At 53.9% G+C, this 17,549-nt stretch carries 11 protein-coding genes; 5 read left to right on the top strand and 6 right to left on the bottom strand.

The window, feature by feature from the left end:
- Positions 1-29: 29 nt before the first annotated feature.
- Positions 30-1,037 (top strand): biotin synthase BioB, encoded by a 1,008-nt coding sequence (gene bioB / locus EI42_RS17915; protein ID WP_211326238.1) that lies wholly within the window; start codon positions 30-32, stop codon positions 1,035-1,037.
- A 23-nt stretch (positions 1,038-1,060) separates the two neighbouring features.
- Complete coding sequence (locus tag EI42_RS17920; protein WP_170142724.1) at positions 1,061-1,684, top strand: biotin transporter BioY; 624 nt, start codon at positions 1,061-1,063, stop codon at positions 1,682-1,684.
- A gap of 301 nt (positions 1,685-1,985) precedes the next feature.
- On the opposite strand, the gene EI42_RS17925 is transcribed toward EI42_RS17920, so the two are convergent.
- Positions 1,986-3,167 (bottom strand): glycoside hydrolase family 76 protein, encoded by a 1,182-nt coding sequence (locus EI42_RS17925; protein WP_111324008.1) that lies wholly within the window; start codon positions 3,165-3,167, stop codon positions 1,986-1,988.
- Positions 3,168-3,826: 659 nt separating this feature from the next.
- Between EI42_RS17925 and EI42_RS31980 the strand changes: the two genes are divergently transcribed.
- Positions 3,827-4,045, top strand: coding sequence for a hypothetical protein (locus tag EI42_RS31980; RefSeq protein WP_137686315.1), 219 nt, complete (start codon positions 3,827-3,829; stop codon positions 4,043-4,045).
- A 67-nt stretch (positions 4,046-4,112) separates the two neighbouring features.
- On the opposite strand, the gene EI42_RS17930 is transcribed toward EI42_RS31980, so the two are convergent.
- The 5 genes from EI42_RS17930 to EI42_RS17950 all read right to left on the bottom strand — a co-directional run bounded on the left by EI42_RS17930 (position 4,113) and on the right by EI42_RS17950 (position 12,337).
- Positions 4,113-4,961, bottom strand: a complete 849-nt coding sequence (locus EI42_RS17930) for an energy-coupling factor transporter transmembrane component T family protein (protein WP_170142725.1) — start codon at positions 4,959-4,961, stop codon at positions 4,113-4,115.
- The gene (locus EI42_RS17935) at positions 4,954-6,708 is read right to left on the bottom strand and encodes an ABC transporter ATP-binding protein (RefSeq protein WP_111324010.1); all 1,755 of its coding nucleotides are present in this window, start codon (positions 6,706-6,708) and stop codon (positions 4,954-4,956) included. The genes EI42_RS17930 and EI42_RS17935 overlap by 8 nt, the downstream gene beginning before the upstream one ends.
- A gap of 181 nt (positions 6,709-6,889) precedes the next feature.
- Positions 6,890-8,434 carry an ECF transporter S component gene (locus EI42_RS17940; protein ID WP_111324011.1) on the bottom strand — a complete coding sequence of 515 codons (1,545 nt, stop codon included), beginning with the start codon at positions 8,432-8,434 and terminating at the stop codon, positions 6,890-6,892.
- 97 nt (positions 8,435-8,531) lie between these two features.
- Positions 8,532-10,286: a hydantoinase B/oxoprolinase family protein gene (locus EI42_RS17945; protein ID WP_111324012.1), complete on the bottom strand. Its 1,755-nt coding sequence runs from the start codon at positions 10,284-10,286 to the stop codon at positions 8,532-8,534.
- Positions 10,283-12,337: a hydantoinase/oxoprolinase family protein gene (locus EI42_RS17950; RefSeq protein WP_111324013.1), complete on the bottom strand. Its 2,055-nt coding sequence runs from the start codon at positions 12,335-12,337 to the stop codon at positions 10,283-10,285. Before EI42_RS17950 ends, EI42_RS17945 begins: the two co-directional genes overlap by 4 nt.
- A 774-nt stretch (positions 12,338-13,111) precedes the next feature.
- On the opposite strand from EI42_RS17950, the gene EI42_RS17955 reads away from it, so the two are divergent.
- Positions 13,112-14,950: a methyl-accepting chemotaxis protein gene (locus tag EI42_RS17955; RefSeq protein WP_137686316.1), complete on the top strand. Its 1,839-nt coding sequence runs from the start codon at positions 13,112-13,114 to the stop codon at positions 14,948-14,950.
- Positions 14,951-15,346: 396 nt separating this feature from the next.
- Positions 15,347-17,446, top strand: a complete 2,100-nt coding sequence (locus EI42_RS17965; RefSeq protein WP_170142726.1) for a WD40 repeat domain-containing serine/threonine-protein kinase — start codon at positions 15,347-15,349, stop codon at positions 17,444-17,446.
- The last annotated feature ends 103 nt before the right edge of the window (positions 17,447-17,549 follow it).

Consider the following 17,549-nt stretch of genomic DNA (forward strand, 5'->3'; position numbering starts at 1 on the left):
TACATATGCATGTCCGGTTGAAGGAAGGTATGATGAGAGATTTCGATATTCTGGCGCAGAAGGTGCTGCAAGGTGGACAGTTGACGCGTGAGGAGGGGCGTGATGTATTGCACTGTCCTGATACTCAGATCTTGCGGCTTTTGAGCGCAACATATCGGGTGCGGTCCCACTTTTGCGGTCGGAGGGTGCACCTGCATATGCTGATCAACGCGAAAAGTGGCCTGTGCCCGGAAGATTGCCATTATTGCTCGCAGTCACGAGTCTCGACAGCGGAGATCGAGCGCTACCCGATGGTGACGATGCAACGCATCCTTGAGAAGGCTCACGAGGCGAAGAAGGCCAGATGCCGCCGTTACTGCATTGTCATCAGTACGCGTGGGGCGACGCGCCGTGAGATCAATTTTGTGGCCGAGGTGGTGCGCAAGATTCGTCAGGAAGTCGGGATTGCCTGTTGTTGCAGCATGGGGCTGATTGATGAGGAGAAGGCGCGTATCCTGTCCGAGGCGGGCGTTGAGCAGTATAACCATAACCTGAATACCAGCGAGAACTATTACCCGTCCATCTGCACGACGCATACCTATCAGGATCGCTTGAATACGTTGCACGCTGCTCGTAATGCCGGATTACAGCTCTGTTCGGGGGCTATTTTCGGGCAGGGAGAAAGTGAGGAAGACATCCTTGATATCGCGGAGGCGCTGCGAGAGCTTCAGCCGCAATCGATCCCGGTCAATTTCCTGTTCGCGATCAAGGGAACGCCGTTTGAGCATATAAAGCGCACGCTCACGCCATACGATTGTCTGCGGATTCTCTGTCTGATACGTCTGTATAATCCACAGCAGGAAGTGCGACTCTCGGCGGCACGTGAAAGCTATCTGCGCACGCTGCAACCGCTGGCGCTCTATGCGGCGAATTCGGTCTTTGTCTCTGGCTATCTGACTGAGCCGGGGCAAAACTATCGCGAAACCTGGCAAATGATTGAGGATATGGGGTTTGAGATTGAGGAACATGCCGAACAGGCCTGTGTAACAGCAGTTTGATGTATTTCAAGGAGAAAAGCAGCATGATGCAAGCGTCTACAACGATTATAGATTATGTGCTTCCGGTGAGGCGTTCGCGTGCGATGACGTACACGCGTGATATAGCGCTGGTGGTGTTGGGAAGCATCCTGTTAGTACTTTGTTCGCAGATCAAATTCTATCTCTTTTCACCATATGTACCGTTCAGTATGCAACCGTTTGCAGTGGTCCTCCTGGGTGCAGCGCTGGGGAAATGGCGTGGAGCAACAGCGGTGTTGCTCTTTCTGACAGAGGGTGTGGCCGGTCTTCCGGTCTTCTCGAATGGAGGAAGTGTTCTGTATCTGCTGACGCAACCGACAGCGGGATATCTGCTGTCCTATCCGTTGGCAGCGTTTGTGATCGGGTGGTGTTGTGAGCGGCGGTTAGATCGTCATTACAGGACCTCGTTTCTGGCGATGCTTCCGGGCATGGTGGTCATTTATGTGGTTGGTGTGGCATGGCTGAGTGTCTGGTTGCATGGCAACGTCTTGCAGGCGATCATGACCGGAGCGCTTCCGTTCCTTATCGGTGATGTCCTGAAGATGGTCGTGGCCAGTCTGCTACTCCCATTTTCCTGGTCGCTTGTACGCAGGTTTCGCGGGGAAACGTTGAGAGGGGAAGTGTTCTAGTGTGATTGGGAGGGCTGAGATGCAGGGGATGGGTGGTGATGCTGGCAGGGTGCATCTCGGCCCTTCTTTTTTTGTGCCTTGATTGAATGAGCAGCGAAGCTACTGAGAAGCGCTCAAGCAAGGAGCAAAACCGGATCAGGGTGTGTGTTATCAGCCCTCTTGAGATCACGAGGCAGGCGCGCTCGAATGCCTGTTGAAAGGACTCAGGATCTTGCCAGCGGGTAGATAAGCGAATGGAAGCACCGATGATCTGGTAGAGAGGGAAAGCCCCATAGAGCGCTATGAGGCTTTCGTGTCTGGCTCAGTAGAGCAGGTGGTATTGAGCGGGATCCCAGGCCAGAACTGCGTAGATCTGGGTCATGGCGGCCTGCTCTAAGAGCGACGTTGCCTGCTGGTTTTCTATGTGGAACAGGTTTGTGTTTGGGTCGCGATACTGATTCCAGACGGTGTCTGCATAGGCTTGCATCGCACGCAGGTAGCGCTGCTCATGCGTTTTCGTATAGAGCAAGAGCAGGTTCTTGAAAAAGATGGCATTGAAGCAGGCCGGTTGTTTGTAGAGGCGGTTTTCGCTGCCATAAAAGTCGAGGGCGGCGTTTGCGATGTCCTTCGCCCTTTGCAGATAGACACTGTCTCCTGTGATCTGGTAGAACAGGACGTTCACCCCAATGGGAACACCCTGATTGTAGCTCCACTGTGTTTTGTCAATCGTGCCGTCCATGTGGACATTATCCCAGTACAACCCGTTTGGTGCAAGCAGGTGCTCGTTTGTCCAGTCATACATCTTCTTGGCCCAATCAAAGTAAAAGCGCTCACCGGTAATCTGGTACAGACGCAGGCCCATTTCCGCTCCGGGCATATTGGAAACGGTATTGCGATCCTGGCTCCAGCTTGCCTGTGTCCAGAAGACGCCACCGGGGGCAGGATGGGAGGGATCAGTATCCCAACCGGAAACCACCAGCGTAAAGATCTCTTTTGCACGTTTCAGGGCAGCCTGGTCTTTTGTCATCAGATAGAGCTGAATTTTGGCCAGACCCACCCATTCGTTATCATCATAGAACTTGTCGCCACCATCGCCATAGGGAGAGCGTGGATACGAATCATAGCCAGCGACATTGGTGGCTCCTGTGGGATTCCAGTAGTGTTCCTGCCCGCGTGAACGATCCTGGACGGCCTCTCGAAAGTTCCGGCCTGTCTCGCCTGGAATGTTCAGCAGATCAATAGTGGCGACATGAGCCTGAGAGAATGGCCATTCATAGCTGTATGGGCGATCGTTTGCAGCAGGTGGATACTGTTCCAGATAGAGGGATGAGCCATCTTGCTTGTAGAAATACTTCTGCATCGCGTTATAGGCGGCTAAAGCTCGGTCCAGGGTAACACTGTGGGTGGAGGCGCTGACGGTCTTGATCTCATTCTTGAGCAGGCCGGAGAGGGTCAGGCTGACGAAGCCGGAGAGCAGAAGCTTGATGACTGTTTTCCGTTTCATTTGAAAACCTCCTTCGGGTGAACAAAACGACGAAGAGGGGCGACACTGCCAGCGAGGAGGGGCGAGCGCTGCGGTTTCTTGAGGCTGTCTCTTTGCTTCAAGCGTCCATGCCTTCGTGCAGAGCGGGTTCCTTCCCTGCAAGCGCGGTGACTTCCCCTTTCTAGTATTATACCCTTTTTTAATGGCTGTTTGCTTGAAATGCTGATGCGATGAGTTTTGCGCCTGGATTCTGTGAAAAAAGCACGGGCGCTGGCTGGTACAAGCATGTCTGATACAGTGAAACACATGACCTGCTCGCGTGTACCACTGCTCATGGGTAAAGTGCTGTACGAGTGCCTGTACCTCGAACGATGCCCCATGCTCAGGCATATGCAGAGCCTGGTCATAGCCGGTGATAAAACTCTGAGCATGGTCGAACGTGGTATACTACTTTGTCGTTGCTTGAGCTTTTTTGTGACATCTTTTTATCAGGATATCTATCGGAAGGGCAGATACCTTCTTTTGCAGCTCACCCTCCCAACCCGCTACGCTCTATTTGCATATTAGGATCCTCCTCTAGCATAGTGCCTGTATTCCCTGAAGTAAGATTTGTCCTGTTGCGACGCTGGGATTGCTTCTATGTTTGCTGCAAGCAGTGGCCTGCGAAAGCGGCAGAATAGATGAGGGGATCATCTACGTCATGGATAGATCACGGTCTCAGCCTGCGTACCGCGTCCTGGCGGGTTGCTGTGGGTAATCGCCTGACGGGTACAGTGGCGTTCCTGGCAAGCGGTATCGTGACGGCCGGGCGATGTAAGCGAGAAAGTCGAGTAATACGAGGCTCTTCACTTCAGGAGGCTCAAGCGTGGGGCAGTAACCTGTTCCGTGACGTTGCTTGAATATCGAGGCTTCAGAGAGCTGAAGAAAGCAGCGGAAAATGTCTCTTTCTCCGCTGCTTCTGTTCGGCTACGCGATGCCGAGTAGTCGTAATGTGGTAGTAAACTGGGTGATCCCCAGAATACCCAGGATAATACTTGTGGCAAGAAAGAGCACAAGAACCAGGGTAACGAGCCAGTCAAGGCGCGAGAACCTGATAGGGTTGAGTTCCGTGCGGCCTCTGGTGTTATAGCCGAAGCCGCGCGAGAGCATCGCTGCCGCCATTGCTTCGGTTGAATGGAGCGAGCGAAAGAAGATCGGCATGATAATGGGCATGTAGGCCATCATGCGTGAAATCGGGTTTGCGGTCTGAATGCGCCAGGCACGCGATTGCTGTGCCTCTATCACCGCGGTGACCTGATCGATCATCGCAGGAATGTAAGAGATGGTCATAGAAAGCGTCATCCCGATCTCGGGAGGAATGCCCAGGCGCGTAATGACCAGGGCAATTTCTGACGGGGAAACCGTTTTCATCAAAATGAAAACATTGATCATCAAGACCATGATACGCAGAATGACCCCGATAGAAAAGACGGCGGTCTCCCAGTAGAACGGGATGGCTGGCAGTGGTCCGCCCTGCGGTATGATAGAGAAGAGGAGGTGAGCCTTTTCCGGTGAGGCAGGGCGCCAGAGTAGCACATTTGTGATCAGGATCAGCAGCACAAATGGCAGCGTTGGGAGCAGAAGGCGCAGGCTTTGCCTGACCGGAATAGCCGCTACCCGCCCGTAGCCCAGTGTGATGATGAGCAGGAGCAAGAGGAAGAGCGGGTCATTCCAGGTAATCAACACGATGCTGATGATGAACCAGGCCAGCATTCTGACTCGTGGGTCAAGGTGATGGACGATGGTTTCTTTATTCTGATATGCCAGATCAAGCACTCTGCTCTCCTCCTCTCTGCATACCTTGTAGCGTCGTAAAGGCTTCATTCACTGTCAGCCAGGTGCCGGGATAGCCAAGCGCTCTACCCAGTAAGGTGACCTGGGGAGGTCGCAATGATGACTCTCGTAGCGCTGCGTCGTTTTGAAACGCTTCCCGGGTCGGCGAATCCAGCAGTACCTTGCCGCCTGCCAGCACAACCACGCGCTCACAATATTCGGCTGCAAGATTCATGTCATGGGTGATAACGAGAATCGTCTTGCCCGCTTCGTGCAGGCGCACAGCCATGTCCATGATTTCCTTCGCTCGCTTGAAGTCCTGGCCGGTGGTAGGCTCGTCCAGGATCAGAATATCCGGTTGCATTGCCAATACTGCCGCCACGGCAATGCGTTGTTTCTCTCCCATACTCAGCGTGAAGGGATTCTTATCAAGAAGATGGACAATTTCCAGCTCTTCTGCAACCTGTCTGACACGTTCGCTGATCTGCTCTTTGGGGACACCGATATTCTTCAAACCAAAGGCAATCTCGTCATACACCTTCATCTTACAGATCTGGTTATCCGGGTTCTGGAAAATCAGGCCTACTGTTCTCGCAAGGGTATTGACGCTTGCTTTTCGGGTGTCCTGTCCGACGATGGTAACGAGGCCCTCAGTTGGCTTCAGCAGGCCGTTGAGATGCTTGACGAGCGTTGTCTTTCCAGAACCGTTCTGACCCAGAATCGCCACAAACTCGCCTCGCTGAATACGTAGATCGATATTGTGAAGCGCGATAGTGCCATCTTTATAGGTGTGCTTGAGGCCGCGAATGTCAATCACAACCTCCTCGGTCTTGCGTGACTTGTGGCGTGGCGGGAGCTCGGACTGTTGTTGCAGCTTCTCGCGGTCGATGAGTGGTCCGAGTACCTCAACAGCCTCTTCGCTATCCAGTGGGAGGCGCTTAACCTGCCAGCCTGCCGAACGCAAGCGCGCCGCAAGCAGTGTCACCTGTGGGGCATTGAGGCCAACTGAGTCGATATATTCGACGTGTTCCAACACCTCGCGCACCGGGCCCCGATACAGAATTTTTCCCTGATCCAGCAGAATCATCTCATCGACCATGTGTACCGCTTCCTCAAGCTTGTGCTCGATAAGTAGCGTGGTGCGTCCCTCTTCCCGGGCCTGTTTTGCGATCAGTTCCAGCACGATTTCACTGCCCTGTGGGTCAATATTGGAGGTCGGTTCGTCGAGAATCAGCGTTTCTGGCTGAAAGGCGAGGATAGCGGCAAGAGCACATACTTGCTTCTGTCCACCCGAAAGGTTGTGCGGGTTCTTTTTCCTGTGCGGAGTAAGTCGTGTTAGCTGAAGTAAATACTCGGAGCGTTGCCTGATCTCCTCCGCTGGTAGGCCATAGTTGCAGGGACCAAAAACGATCTCATCTTCAATTGTAGGAAGAAATAACTGTGTATCCGGGTCTTGTTGTAAGACCCCAACCAGTTTAGAGAGCGCACTGACGCCGTACTTACGCGCCGTGTATTTCTCGCTGATAATCACCCGACCCTGCATCTTCCCCTTAAACTCCTGAGGAATGAGCCCATTCCCGGCGCGACAGAGGGTTGTCTTGCCCGCGCCACTGGGACCGGTAATCAGGACAACGCGGCCAGCAGGCAGCTTTAAATCAATGTTTTCAACGGCTTTCGTTTGTGCGTCCTGTCCGTACGCAAATGAGAAGCGTTCATATTGTAACGGATATGTTGGGGTTTCTTCTCCCACGCGGGGCCTCCTTTTATGACGCCTGAACGCGCTGCTGTTGCCATCGGCAGTACGGCAGGCGTTCTTTAAGAGCTTCTCTGCTATGGCAAGAGCGAGGAGCTCTGCGTTCCTCGCTCTGCATCTATCTGTATCTATTTTTGTATTTGTATATTAGTAAGTTTGATTGTAAGGTGAAGACGGGCTATTGATTTTCTGGCAAGTTCTTCTTGCTGGAGCGCGAACGCTTGCCAGATTTGTTCCCTGTTCCTCCCTTATTGCTTGTTCGGGTTGTGGATTTGCGGGTTGCAGGCTTGCGCTTGGCTGTGACCTTCTTAGTGGGGGCCGCTGGCTCGGTAACGGGAACCTCTGCCGCCACTTCAGGCTGCTCTTCGGCTTGCCCTGCTTTTTCCTCTGGCTCTTCGCTGGCAACCGTAGCAGGCTCTGTCGTGACTTCAGCGGAGGGCTGTGGCTCTTCAGTGTTTGCCACTTCGGTCTTTCCCTCTTCGACGATTACAGGAGCAGTTGCCGTCTCGGTTACTTCCGCTTCGGGCTGCGCAGGCTCATCAGAGACGGGGGCCTGCTGTTCCTCGGTAGTTGCAGTTGCCGTAGGCTCATCGGAAGCCTGCTGCTCCTCGGTAGTTGCAGTTACCGTAGGCTCATCGGAAGCCTGCTGCTCCTCGGTTTTCACTTCAGCGACGGTCTGCTGTTCCTCGGTAGTTGCAGTTGCTGTAGGCTCATCGGAAATCTGCTGTTCTTCAGTTTTCACTTCAGCGACGGTCTGCTGTTCCTCAGTAGTTGCAGTTGCCGTAGGCTCATCAGAGACGGAAATCTGCTGTTCTTCAGTTTTCACTTCAGCGACGGTCTGCTGTTCCTCTAGCTCATTTTCTTCTGGCTGTTCCGTTACCTCTTTGGTAGCGGTCTGAGCAGGCGCCTGTGCAGGGGTTTCGGTCTCTGAGTTCTCTTTCACCTCCACTGCTGGTGGCTCCTGGTTTACCTGCTCAACAGTTTCGGTTGCTGCCACTGTTTCAGCCGGTGCAGGGCTTGCTGTCGCCTGCTCGCTGTCCTCCTTTTTGGTCGATGCGAGCTCAACGGGAGCGCTCTCCTCTTTTGAGGTCTCTGGCTTCACACTGGCTGTTTGAGGTTCGACAGAGGTAAGCTCACTATCGAGATCCTCTTCCTCCTTTTCTTTCTGCCAGGGCCAACGCCATTCAGGGGCGACAAATTTGGGGACGACTGCCAGTAAGATTGCCGGAACGACCGCATACACTGCCAGGAAGATCCAGTAAGAGACTGAAAATTGCATCGCGATCATGACGACAAAGGGATACAGTCCATACACCTGGCTGAAAAGGAAGATCCAGTACCATTCCTGGGCGAAGAGTGCAAGGGCGGTTACAACGATAAAGAGCACAATACGTAGAACAGGAATGCGAACGCGGTAGACAAGCGGATATAATGCAGCGAAGATAAGGACGTGAATAAGATAACCGGGCCAGCCCGCAATGTTGACCTGGGGGTCAGCAATAGAGCCGGCGAGAGTAACGATTGCGCCTGCAATGGGTCCGCCCAGCATGGTGGCAATCGTGAGCCAGAGCCCACCGAAGTCCATTGTTACGCCGGGCAGATAGGGTACGGGAACGGAGATCTGAAGCGCAGAAAAGGCGCCACTGATCGCCCCGAAAAGAACAGCGATGGCGGCGATACGAGCGCTGATAATGGGTTTGCGCTGAACAAGTTCATGTTGCATGAACCACTTATCCTCTCATTTTTCTAAAATGAATGAAAAATATATGATACAAGTGCGCCATGAGGAATGAAAAACTCACAGCGCACTATGACCATCCTTAATGGGAATGCTGCTTTGTTGCCTGTAGCCGCTCAGGAGCCAGGGCAAGCACCTGGAGCGTCTGTGTATCTAGCTCAACGCCATAGTCCTGTTTTGCCTGTTCAATGGAGATATACCCATCTCGTACATCTTCAATAACCTGTTCAACCGGTCGGTCGTAGGGAGAGCCCCAACCGCCGCCGGTTCCCGTCACGAAGCGAACCACTTCGCCGCGCTTGAGGGGGTGGCGTGCGCATTTGCCAACAATCTGCTCGCTCCCATCAGCATGGAGAAAATGGATCGCGTTGCGTGAGCCAGGTTGTCCGCCGTTGACGCTCCAGGGAAGATACTTGTGACGGCCAAAAGTGGCTGTTACCGTGACATCATCGGTCAGGGCACGATACTCGCGGATGCAGCCACGGCCTCCACGATGGCGACCCGCTCCCGCTGCTGGCTCGGTATCGAGCGCGTAGCGGTCAACGAGGAGCCCGTAACGTGCTTCGGCGATCTCGACCGGGATCACATAGGTTTCGCCATCGCCAACACAGAACAGACCGGACTCACCGTCTTTGTTGGCCCCTGCGCCCCATCCACCGGTTTCCGGCTCCACCAGCAGGTAGAGCTCACCGGTATCGGGGTGCGTGCCTGCAACGACGATACCACAGACCGAGAGAAAGTGTCCGGCGGATAGGCGGTCCGGTACAATCGGAGCGAGCGCTTTCCAGATGAGATCGGTGGCGAAGTCCTGTGCCTCCCAGTAGGTGGAGACGGGCGCGGGCCTCTGTGCATTCAGCACGGTGCCGGGTGGGCAAATGATTTTGAGGACGCGGAAACATCCCTCATTGGCCGGGATATTCGGGTTCGTAATTGCCTTCAAAATCGTGCGCACGGCTGAATGTAACCCGGCCTCCGGGCAGTTGATCGGCCCGGCTACCTGAGGATGCGTGCCTGTAAAGTCGCAAATAAATTCATCATCGCTGATGGTGACCTTGACGTGCACAGGAAGCGGACCGCTGCCCATACCGTCATCATCGATGTAATCGACGGCCTCATAGGTGCCTTTGGGCAGTTTTGCCAGTTCCAGACGGGTCATCCGTTCGCCATAATCCAGGAGCGCTTCGATGGCTTCCTGAACCACATCCTGACCATATTTCTGGCAAAGCTCCTGTACCCGGCGCTCCCCGAGCCGCAACGAGGCAGCCTGGGCGTACATATCGCCGAGCGTCATATCTGGCAGGCGAACATTGGCCGCGATCAGGTCAATAAGGCTTTGCAGGGGCTTTCCCTGCTCATAGAGCTTGATACAGGGGAACTGAAGCCCTTCCTGATAGACCTCGGTTGAGTCGGTTGTCCAGGAGCCGGGGTCTTTGCCGCCAACCTCGGTCCAGTGGGCCTTACTGGCAGAGAAGGCGATCAATGTTCCCTCATAGAAAATCGGAACGATCAGCGTAACGTCGGAGAGGTGTGTTCCGCCTCCGCTGTACGGGTCGTTGGTGATGAAAATGTCACCCGGATGAATGGCGTCAGTGCCGAACTTGTCGAGGACAGAGCGCACGGCAAAGGTCAATGTCCCCAGGAAACCGGTGATTCCATTTCCCTGAGTGATGAGCTGGCCTTTTGCGTCGGTCAGGCCCGAGGCGAAGTCGAGCACCTCATAAATAATCGGGCTTTTTGAAGTACGCTGGAGGGCAACGAACATCTCGTCACCGATCGCCACCAGCGTATCTTTGACGATTTCAAGTGTAAAGGGGTTTGTAGAGCTGCGCTTGATCATGCCTCGCCTCCAGTCTCGATAATGATGTTGCCATATTCGTCGATGCTTGCTTGCTGACCGGGCAGGACCAGCGTTGAAGAGGCGGTCTCTTCAATCACAGCGGGGCCTTCCAGTTTTGCGCCAGCTCCAAGCAGAGCGCGGTCGTAGATGGAGGTCTCGTGCTGTCCGGAGTCGTCGAAGTCGACAAGGCGTACTCCCTTGAAGGCACGCTTGATGTCGCTCTGGCGCTCGATCTTGCGCAGCTCGGGTTTGCGGACCCGCCCAAAGCCGGTCAGGCGAAGATGTACAATCTCGATCTGTGATGCCTGACGGAAGGTATAGCGCTGCTCATGCAGATCATGGAACAGGCTCTCCAGGCTATGATGATGCTCTTCAGTCAGAAGGCCATTGGGGATAGGAACATTCACCGTATGCTCCTGACCGAGATAGCGCATATCTGCCGAGCGGGCAAAGAGAATCTCCTGTTCCGGAAGTCCTTCCTCGGCAAAGAGGGCGTACAGCCGCTGCTCAAGCTCCTGGAAGATTTCGTTCAAGGTGCTCATTTCCATCTGTGAGGTGCGCAGCAGGCGTGTCTGCACCACGTCATGGCGCAGGTCGCTCATGAGCATACCCCACGCGGAGAAGTGACCGGGAGCGGGAGGCACGATGACGCGAGGGATATGGAGCTCTTTCGCCAGCGTTGCGGCATGCAGCGAGCCACCACCACCACAGGCGACCATCGCGAATTCACGCGGATCACGTCCCTGGCGCACCGAGACCAGCTTGAGCAGATGCGTCATATTAGCGTTTGCTATCCGAATAATGCCAAGAGCGGCCTCTTCAATACTGACGCCGAGCGGATCGGCAATGCGAGCCATTGCTTTGCGGGCGTTGTCGAGGTCAAGCTTGAGTTTGCCCCCGAGGAAGTAGTGCGGGTTGATGCGTCCGGTCAGGATGCTGGCATCAGTAACAGTTGGCTCCGTGCCACCGCGTCCGTAGGCTGCGGGACCGGGATCAGCTCCGGCGCTGCGTGGACCCACTTTAAGAGCGCCTGCCGGATCAATCCAGGCGATACTACCGCCACCGGCACCGATCTCAATGATGTCGACAACTGGCACCTTGATAGGATAACCGGCACTGGTCGGGGTGCGCTCAATAAAATAATCGCTGGTGACTTTCACCGTCCCCTGTTCAATAAGTGAGGATTTAGCGGTTGTGCCACCGATATCGAGCGTAATCAAGTTCGGTTCGCCAATCAGCTTACCGATAGCGGCTGCTCCGATGATACCACCAACAGGGCCCGATTCAACCAGATGGATCGGGGTGTGACTGGCCATGCGAAAACGGGTGACGCCGCCGTTGGACTGCATCACGTAGCAGGCTTGCTGCGGGATGTTCACTTCCTGTAGCTTCGTTTCGAGCGCGTGCAGGTAGCGGCGAGCTGTTGGTTTGACATATGCGTCCAGCACGGTCGTGCTACTACGATCGAACTCGCGCCACTCCTGGGCCAGCTCATGGGAGACGCTCACGTCAACTTCGGGCCATACCTGTTTGATCAGCTCGCAGGCCTGTTTTTCGTGGGCAGGATTGGCGTAAGCATGCAGGAAACAGATGGCAATGGCTTCTGCGCCCTGCTTGCGTGCCTCCTCCACGGCGGCCAGCACATCTTCTTTCACAAGGGGAGTCAGGACCTCGCCTTTGTAGTTGATGCGCTCGGTAATTTCCAGGCGCAGGCGCCGCGGAACGAAGGGCTTGGGCTTGGCATAGACCAGATTATACAGGTCCGGTCGGTTTGCGCGCTGGATTTCGAGGATGTCACGAAATCCGCGTGTTGTGAGCAGCGCTGTAGCCGCTCCCTTGCGCTCGGTCAAAGCGTTGATAATGACGGTGGTGCCATGCGCCAGAAAGTGAACGCCTTGCAGTTGGGCGTCTGTAATGGCGGTAATAACTCCCTCCTCAAAGTGAGCGGGGGTGGTTGATGTTTTGCCAAGGATTATTTCGCCGGTTTCTTCATCAAGAGAAACGAGATCGGTAAATGTACCCCCGATGTCGACAGCCGCTCTTTTACTCATGTATTCTCCTGTCGTGATATGAAAATACCAGGTTTATTTTTACTAAAAATATATGAGTATTCATATGCTATGAGAAAAAGCCAATTGGAGAAAGCGCTTGCGCCTTTTCCATTGGCTATACACTCTACCTCATATGAATACTCGTTGTGCGCCATCATGGATGACGCTAAAACTGCCTTGCTGTCTGCTGGCAAAGCATGAAGAGGCAGGTTGCAACCATCTGAGCCGGAATGAATAATAAGGGCTTCAGGGATTTTAGTGAGAACATCTTATATAGAAGAAATTACACTACTGGTAAAGAAAATGCAAGTGGTATTGTCCCGAATGGTGTCGGTGGGTATCTTTTTTTATAGGAGAAATGGAGAGACTATAAGGAAGTTTTCTGTTTTTAATCAAGCTGTGCATTATAGAGTAGGATTATATTGCTAGAGGAAGAATATTACTACCAGAATGCATTATTATTGACAACCAAGCAGAGTATATGCTATTTTCCTGAGATGAGCCTTTATGGAAGATTCGATAGCGAAAATATTGGACCTTCTTGATGTGACACATTTCACTATAAAAAGAAAAATCTTGTGCTGATAGAAAGTGGAGGCACGCCCTGATTTTTCTGTAGAAAAAACGATCGATGTAGAGAAGTACATTTGTTTTTGATGAGAAAAACAGATAAGCGTGGAACCAGAATCCTGGTTTGCATGTCTATTTTTGAGTATGCAACCGGGAAATAGGACTTATCCCTTGTTATGAACTGATAAGCTGTGAGGCGAAAGTATGAAAAATACATCCATGATGTATAGGGGAAATGGCTCTCGGTCGCGGGCGGCATCTTCACCAGAAGCAAGTGAAGCTCCACAACCGATAGCGCGTCCGAAGCTCGTGACCTTCTTCCCCTGGGTGATTGTTGCCGTTGTGGTGACGCATGTGATTCTCCTGCTGGCCTATACGGTGTGGCGAACCGGGCCGATGAACAATCGTGTCTGGATCGTGCTGGACGACCTTTATATCTGGATCGGCGAGTTCCTCAACATTCCGTTTGCTCTCTTTGCTCTGCGAGAGCTGCGGCGTCTGGGGATACGTCCGGAGAACACAAATGCTGCGTTTCGGGCCTGGGGGGCCGTGATCTTTATCGGGCTTTCCGGGCTTTTCGACGCCTGTGGGCAGGCCTTCTGGGTCTGGTATGACTCGACGTTGACCTATCCTCCATACCCGTCGATTGCTGACGTTCTTTTCCTCATCAGTCAGCCATGCTTCCTGATTGGTATCGCGCTATGGCTACCACGTGGTGGTTCTGTAGCAGGGCGCACGCGTTTGCTGGTTGATGCCGGAACGATGGTCCTTTCGGTTTTTGCGATTTCCTGGTATTTTGTCCTCGGACCCACGATCGCCAATCTCAAAGGTGAATTTCTGGTCAAGGCGATGGCATTGACGCTGCCGACCTTTGACCTCTGTATTGGTGTCGTTGCCGTTCTGCTCTTTTTTAACCCCTTTGGCTCAAGAGTGCTGACGCATAGTTTGACGGCGTTTGCCGCAGGGGTGGCAGCACGTGCTATTACTGACTCTATCTATGGGTATATGCAGTCGGCTGGAGTCTACTACTCTGGTGCACTGGTTGATGTGGGTTGGTCGCTTTCCCGTTTCTTGATTGTCTGGGCTATCCTGATCTATCCCTACGAACTTGCCCAATCGATGCAAGAGGGCTCGGAGCGTCAGGGAACCACGACCCGCATTCGCTCAACGGTCAACGCGATTCTTCGTGCGATTACGCCGTTGCTCTTTACCTTGATCACTTCAGTGTTGCTCATTGTCGGGATTGCCTTGCGTGACGAGAAGCAGATTTCACAGGTGTTATTGGTCTGTGCGGGTCTGTTCCTGTTGCCAGTGGTGCGGCAGATGCTGACGTTGGTTGATAATATGGTCCTGAACGAGCGCCTGAAGGTCGCACTGGATCAGTCGCAACAAGCGTATAAACACAGTCAGCATGAACTCCTGCATGCCTCTTCACGCGCTGAAGAGCTTGAGGAGCTGCGGGCGAATATTGCGCACATTCAGCAGACCCATGCGCGGCTTGCCCAGGGAGATTTTAATGCTCGCGCCAACGTCGATGGGCCACTTGCTCCTGTATCTATGAGTTTAAATCTACTGATTGAGCGTATGAGCAATTGGCGCCAGGAGATGCAAAAGGTACAGGTGTACGAGCAGGAAACGGAGCTGTTGCAGCGCGCACTGGACGAAATGGCGGAAGGGAAGTTGTCGGAGCTTCATTCCACAAAACGCAGTTCTCTGGCGTCAGGTCGTGCGCTGCTTTCCCTCATTCGTGTGCAGAATCGGCTTGATATCAGCTTCCGCCGTATGCGTGAATCTATCAATCTGGCCGGGCGACGCATGCACGGGCTGCTAGATACTGTGAAGCAGGCGCGGCAGGGGGTTCAGAATGGCAACACCTCACCAGGACAGCTAGATGAAACCCTCTCAACTGTAGAACGCGGTCTGACCATGCACTTATCTCAGTTGCAAGAGCTGTGGCAGCAGTTCAACGTGTATATCCGTGAAGAGCGATCCTCGGGACGAGCATCACGGCCCGATAATCGGGAGACCAGGTCACTACACTAATTTGTCAATCACCTCCATGTGAAGGAGGAGGCTTGTGTCTGAACTCCACTGCACCTCAGCACCCCTTGGCAGGGGTGCTGCTTTGGCTTCTTTGTCCGACACATCAGAGACATGTGACACCTGTCTCGTTCTCGCCAGTCCTGCCGGACGAGAAGCGTCGTCTGTTCGACGCGTATATCAGTTCAATGCGCGACCGGCTCTTGTTGCGTGTCGTTGATTGTATGATCTGAGGAAGAGCGTGCCAGGCATGCTGAAGAAATTGTCGTTTTTGGAGAGGAAACATCTGCTGTTCTCGCCCTGGCACGCTTCTGACACCGTTGCAGCAGGCCCATGCCTCCTCGGCTTGAGTGCCGTAGGCTTCCTGGGCCGCTTCTTGTGAAGGGACAAGAGAGTTCCATGAGTAATTGCTTGAATCCGCATGGAAGTCACCCGGTTTCAGGGGAGGGGATATTGCTTTGTCCTCATCCTCTGTGTGGCTTCCTGGTCGAGGGCGCAATAGTTGGGCGCTGGCGAGTTGTCCGCTTCTTGCGACGGAATACAACTGCCAGTCTGTATCTGGCTGTGCCTCACGAGGGGGATGGAATGTCGCGGACACGCTCCCCGGTGGTGGTACGTATCTTGCATCATTTTGTACCAGGCGCGCAGTCATTATTGAAGCCGCTGCTCTCGCTGCGTCACCCCCATATTCATCCGCTGCTCCATGCAGAGTGGTTGGAGTCACATGCTCTTATCGCTCTGGTTTCGACGTTTGAGGAAGGTGGATCCCTGGCTCGATACTTACAGACCACCAGCAGCTTGTCTGCCGCCACAATCGTGACCATTATCAGGCAAATCGCCGAAGCGTTGCAGTTCGCTCACGATCATACCTTTGTGCATGGTCGGCTCAAGCCAGAGAACTGCTTGCTGGTCGCTCCCGGGCTCTTGCAGGTCAGCGATTTTTATTATTCGGTCCTGGTAGGGACAGCACGGGCAATGTCTGGCCCCTTTGACTCACTGCAAAATGGCATGTCACCGGCAGAAGATCAGGTGGCACTTGCGATGGTCGCGCGGCTGATGCTGTGTAAGTTTCTTGTTGTGCTGGCGGAGCGTGCCGGGCAGGCGGTGGCGCCTCATTGGCTTGATCCGAAATCGATTGCTCCTTTGCTGCCGTTTGCAAATCCGCTGGATCAGACACTGTTGCGGGCGATGAGCCGACAGGTGAACGAGCAATTTCCCGATGTGCGGCAGTTTGCGCAAACCTTTGCGGCTGCTTGCGAGCAGGTTATCCCCTATATTACCAGGAATATGGAGAGAAAGCATTCCTCCTCTCAGCCGCTCCCGCCGCGTTCGCGTTCGCTTCCCGGAGAGGTGTCCCGGTTTTTGAACTCGGGAGAGTTTTCACCACGTCAGCAGGAGTTTTCGCCGCGTCAGCAGGAATTTTCGCCGCGTTCGCGTTCACTTCCTGGAGAGTTTTCGCCACGTTTACGCGAGGTCTCACCGCTTCCGCGTGAGTTTTCGCCGCGCGAGTGGCCGAATGGACGCCCATCTTCCAGGAGCGGGGAATTCCCGGCTATTTCAGCCCAAAAACAAAATCTGGTGCCTGGAAATGCGGTGATCCTGTGTCGTATGCCGGGACATATTGCCCCGATCAGTGCGGTAAGCTGGGCTCCTGACGGGCTGCATCTTGCCTCAGCCGATCATGATGGTAATGTCTGGCTCTGGTTGGTACAGCATCGGGTTGGTACACCGCTAGGAACATTTGCCGGCCACGAGAAGCGCGTCCATTCGCTGAGCTGGTCGCCTGATGGCTCGCTTCTGGCTTCTTCTTCTATAGATGCCAGTATTTGTCTCTGGCAGCGGACAGATGGAGAGAACGCGCAACTCTCAAAGCTTCGTACCATGCATGGTCACCATAGTGATATTTATGTAGTGGCCTGGTCGCCTGATGGTCAGCTCCTTGCTTCAGGGGGTAAAGATCGTACGGTACGTTTATGGGGGAGAGATGGGAAGCCTCTGCATCACTGGAAGGTTCCGGGGAAAAGTGGTGTCAGGGCGCTCTGCTGGTCGCCGAGCCTGCGTCTGATCGCGACCGCAAGCGATCGGATGATTTCGTTGTGGCAGGCCGAGCAGGGAACCTCGCTGCACCAATGGGAGGCGCATACAGATGAGGTGCATACGCTGCGCTGGAGCCCTGATGGTCGTTTTCTGGCTTCCTCTGGAGGCAGGAAAGATGCACGCGTGTGCCTCTGGAATCCGCAGAATGGGCAGTTATTGGCTGCATTTACCGGGTTCGCCCGAGAAGTCGTTGAGTTGTTCTGGTCCCCGGACTCTTCCTGGTTGGGGACAATTTCTGCCGACCACTTCTTGCGTTTCTGGCAGGTACAACCGCTGCCTGGCAAACAAGTCGGCCAGCCCTTTGCTCTGGAAAGCATGCCATTGGCCGCTTCAGCAACACGAGGAGGTGTTGTTGCGGTAGGGATGGAGAAGCTTTCCATTCTGGTTCTTCAATCGGTCTGAAGTGCTCCTTTCTATTGTCTGGCACAGAATCAGCGTTAGCGCATATTCCTATTACAATAGACTGTATATCAGGTAGCATACTCTTATGTCACTTTATGTATTG

Source organism: Thermosporothrix hazakensis (assembly GCF_003253565.1).
Lineage (GTDB): Bacteria > Chloroflexota > Ktedonobacteria > Ktedonobacterales > Ktedonobacteraceae > Thermosporothrix > Thermosporothrix hazakensis.

Coding starts and splice junctions, on each gene's coding strand:
- bioB (WP_211326238.1), top strand. CDS start 30: ATGATGAGAGATTTCGATATTCTGGCGCAGAAGGTGCTGCAAGGTGGA.
- EI42_RS17925 (WP_111324008.1), bottom strand. CDS start 3,167: ATGAAACGGAAAACAGTCATCAAGCTTCTGCTCTCCGGCTTCGTCAGC.
- EI42_RS17955 (WP_137686316.1), top strand. CDS start 13,112: ATGAAAAATACATCCATGATGTATAGGGGAAATGGCTCTCGGTCGCGG.
- EI42_RS17940 (WP_111324011.1), bottom strand. CDS start 8,434: ATGCAACATGAACTTGTTCAGCGCAAACCCATTATCAGCGCTCGTATC.
- EI42_RS17950 (WP_111324013.1), bottom strand. CDS start 12,337: ATGAGTAAAAGAGCGGCTGTCGACATCGGGGGTACATTTACCGATCTC.
- EI42_RS17965 (WP_170142726.1), top strand. CDS start 15,347: ATGAGTAATTGCTTGAATCCGCATGGAAGTCACCCGGTTTCAGGGGAG.
- EI42_RS31980 (WP_137686315.1), top strand. CDS start 3,827: ATGAGGGGATCATCTACGTCATGGATAGATCACGGTCTCAGCCTGCGT.
- EI42_RS17945 (WP_111324012.1), bottom strand. CDS start 10,286: ATGATCAAGCGCAGCTCTACAAACCCCTTTACACTTGAAATCGTCAAA.
- EI42_RS17920 (WP_170142724.1), top strand. CDS start 1,061: ATGATGCAAGCGTCTACAACGATTATAGATTATGTGCTTCCGGTGAGG.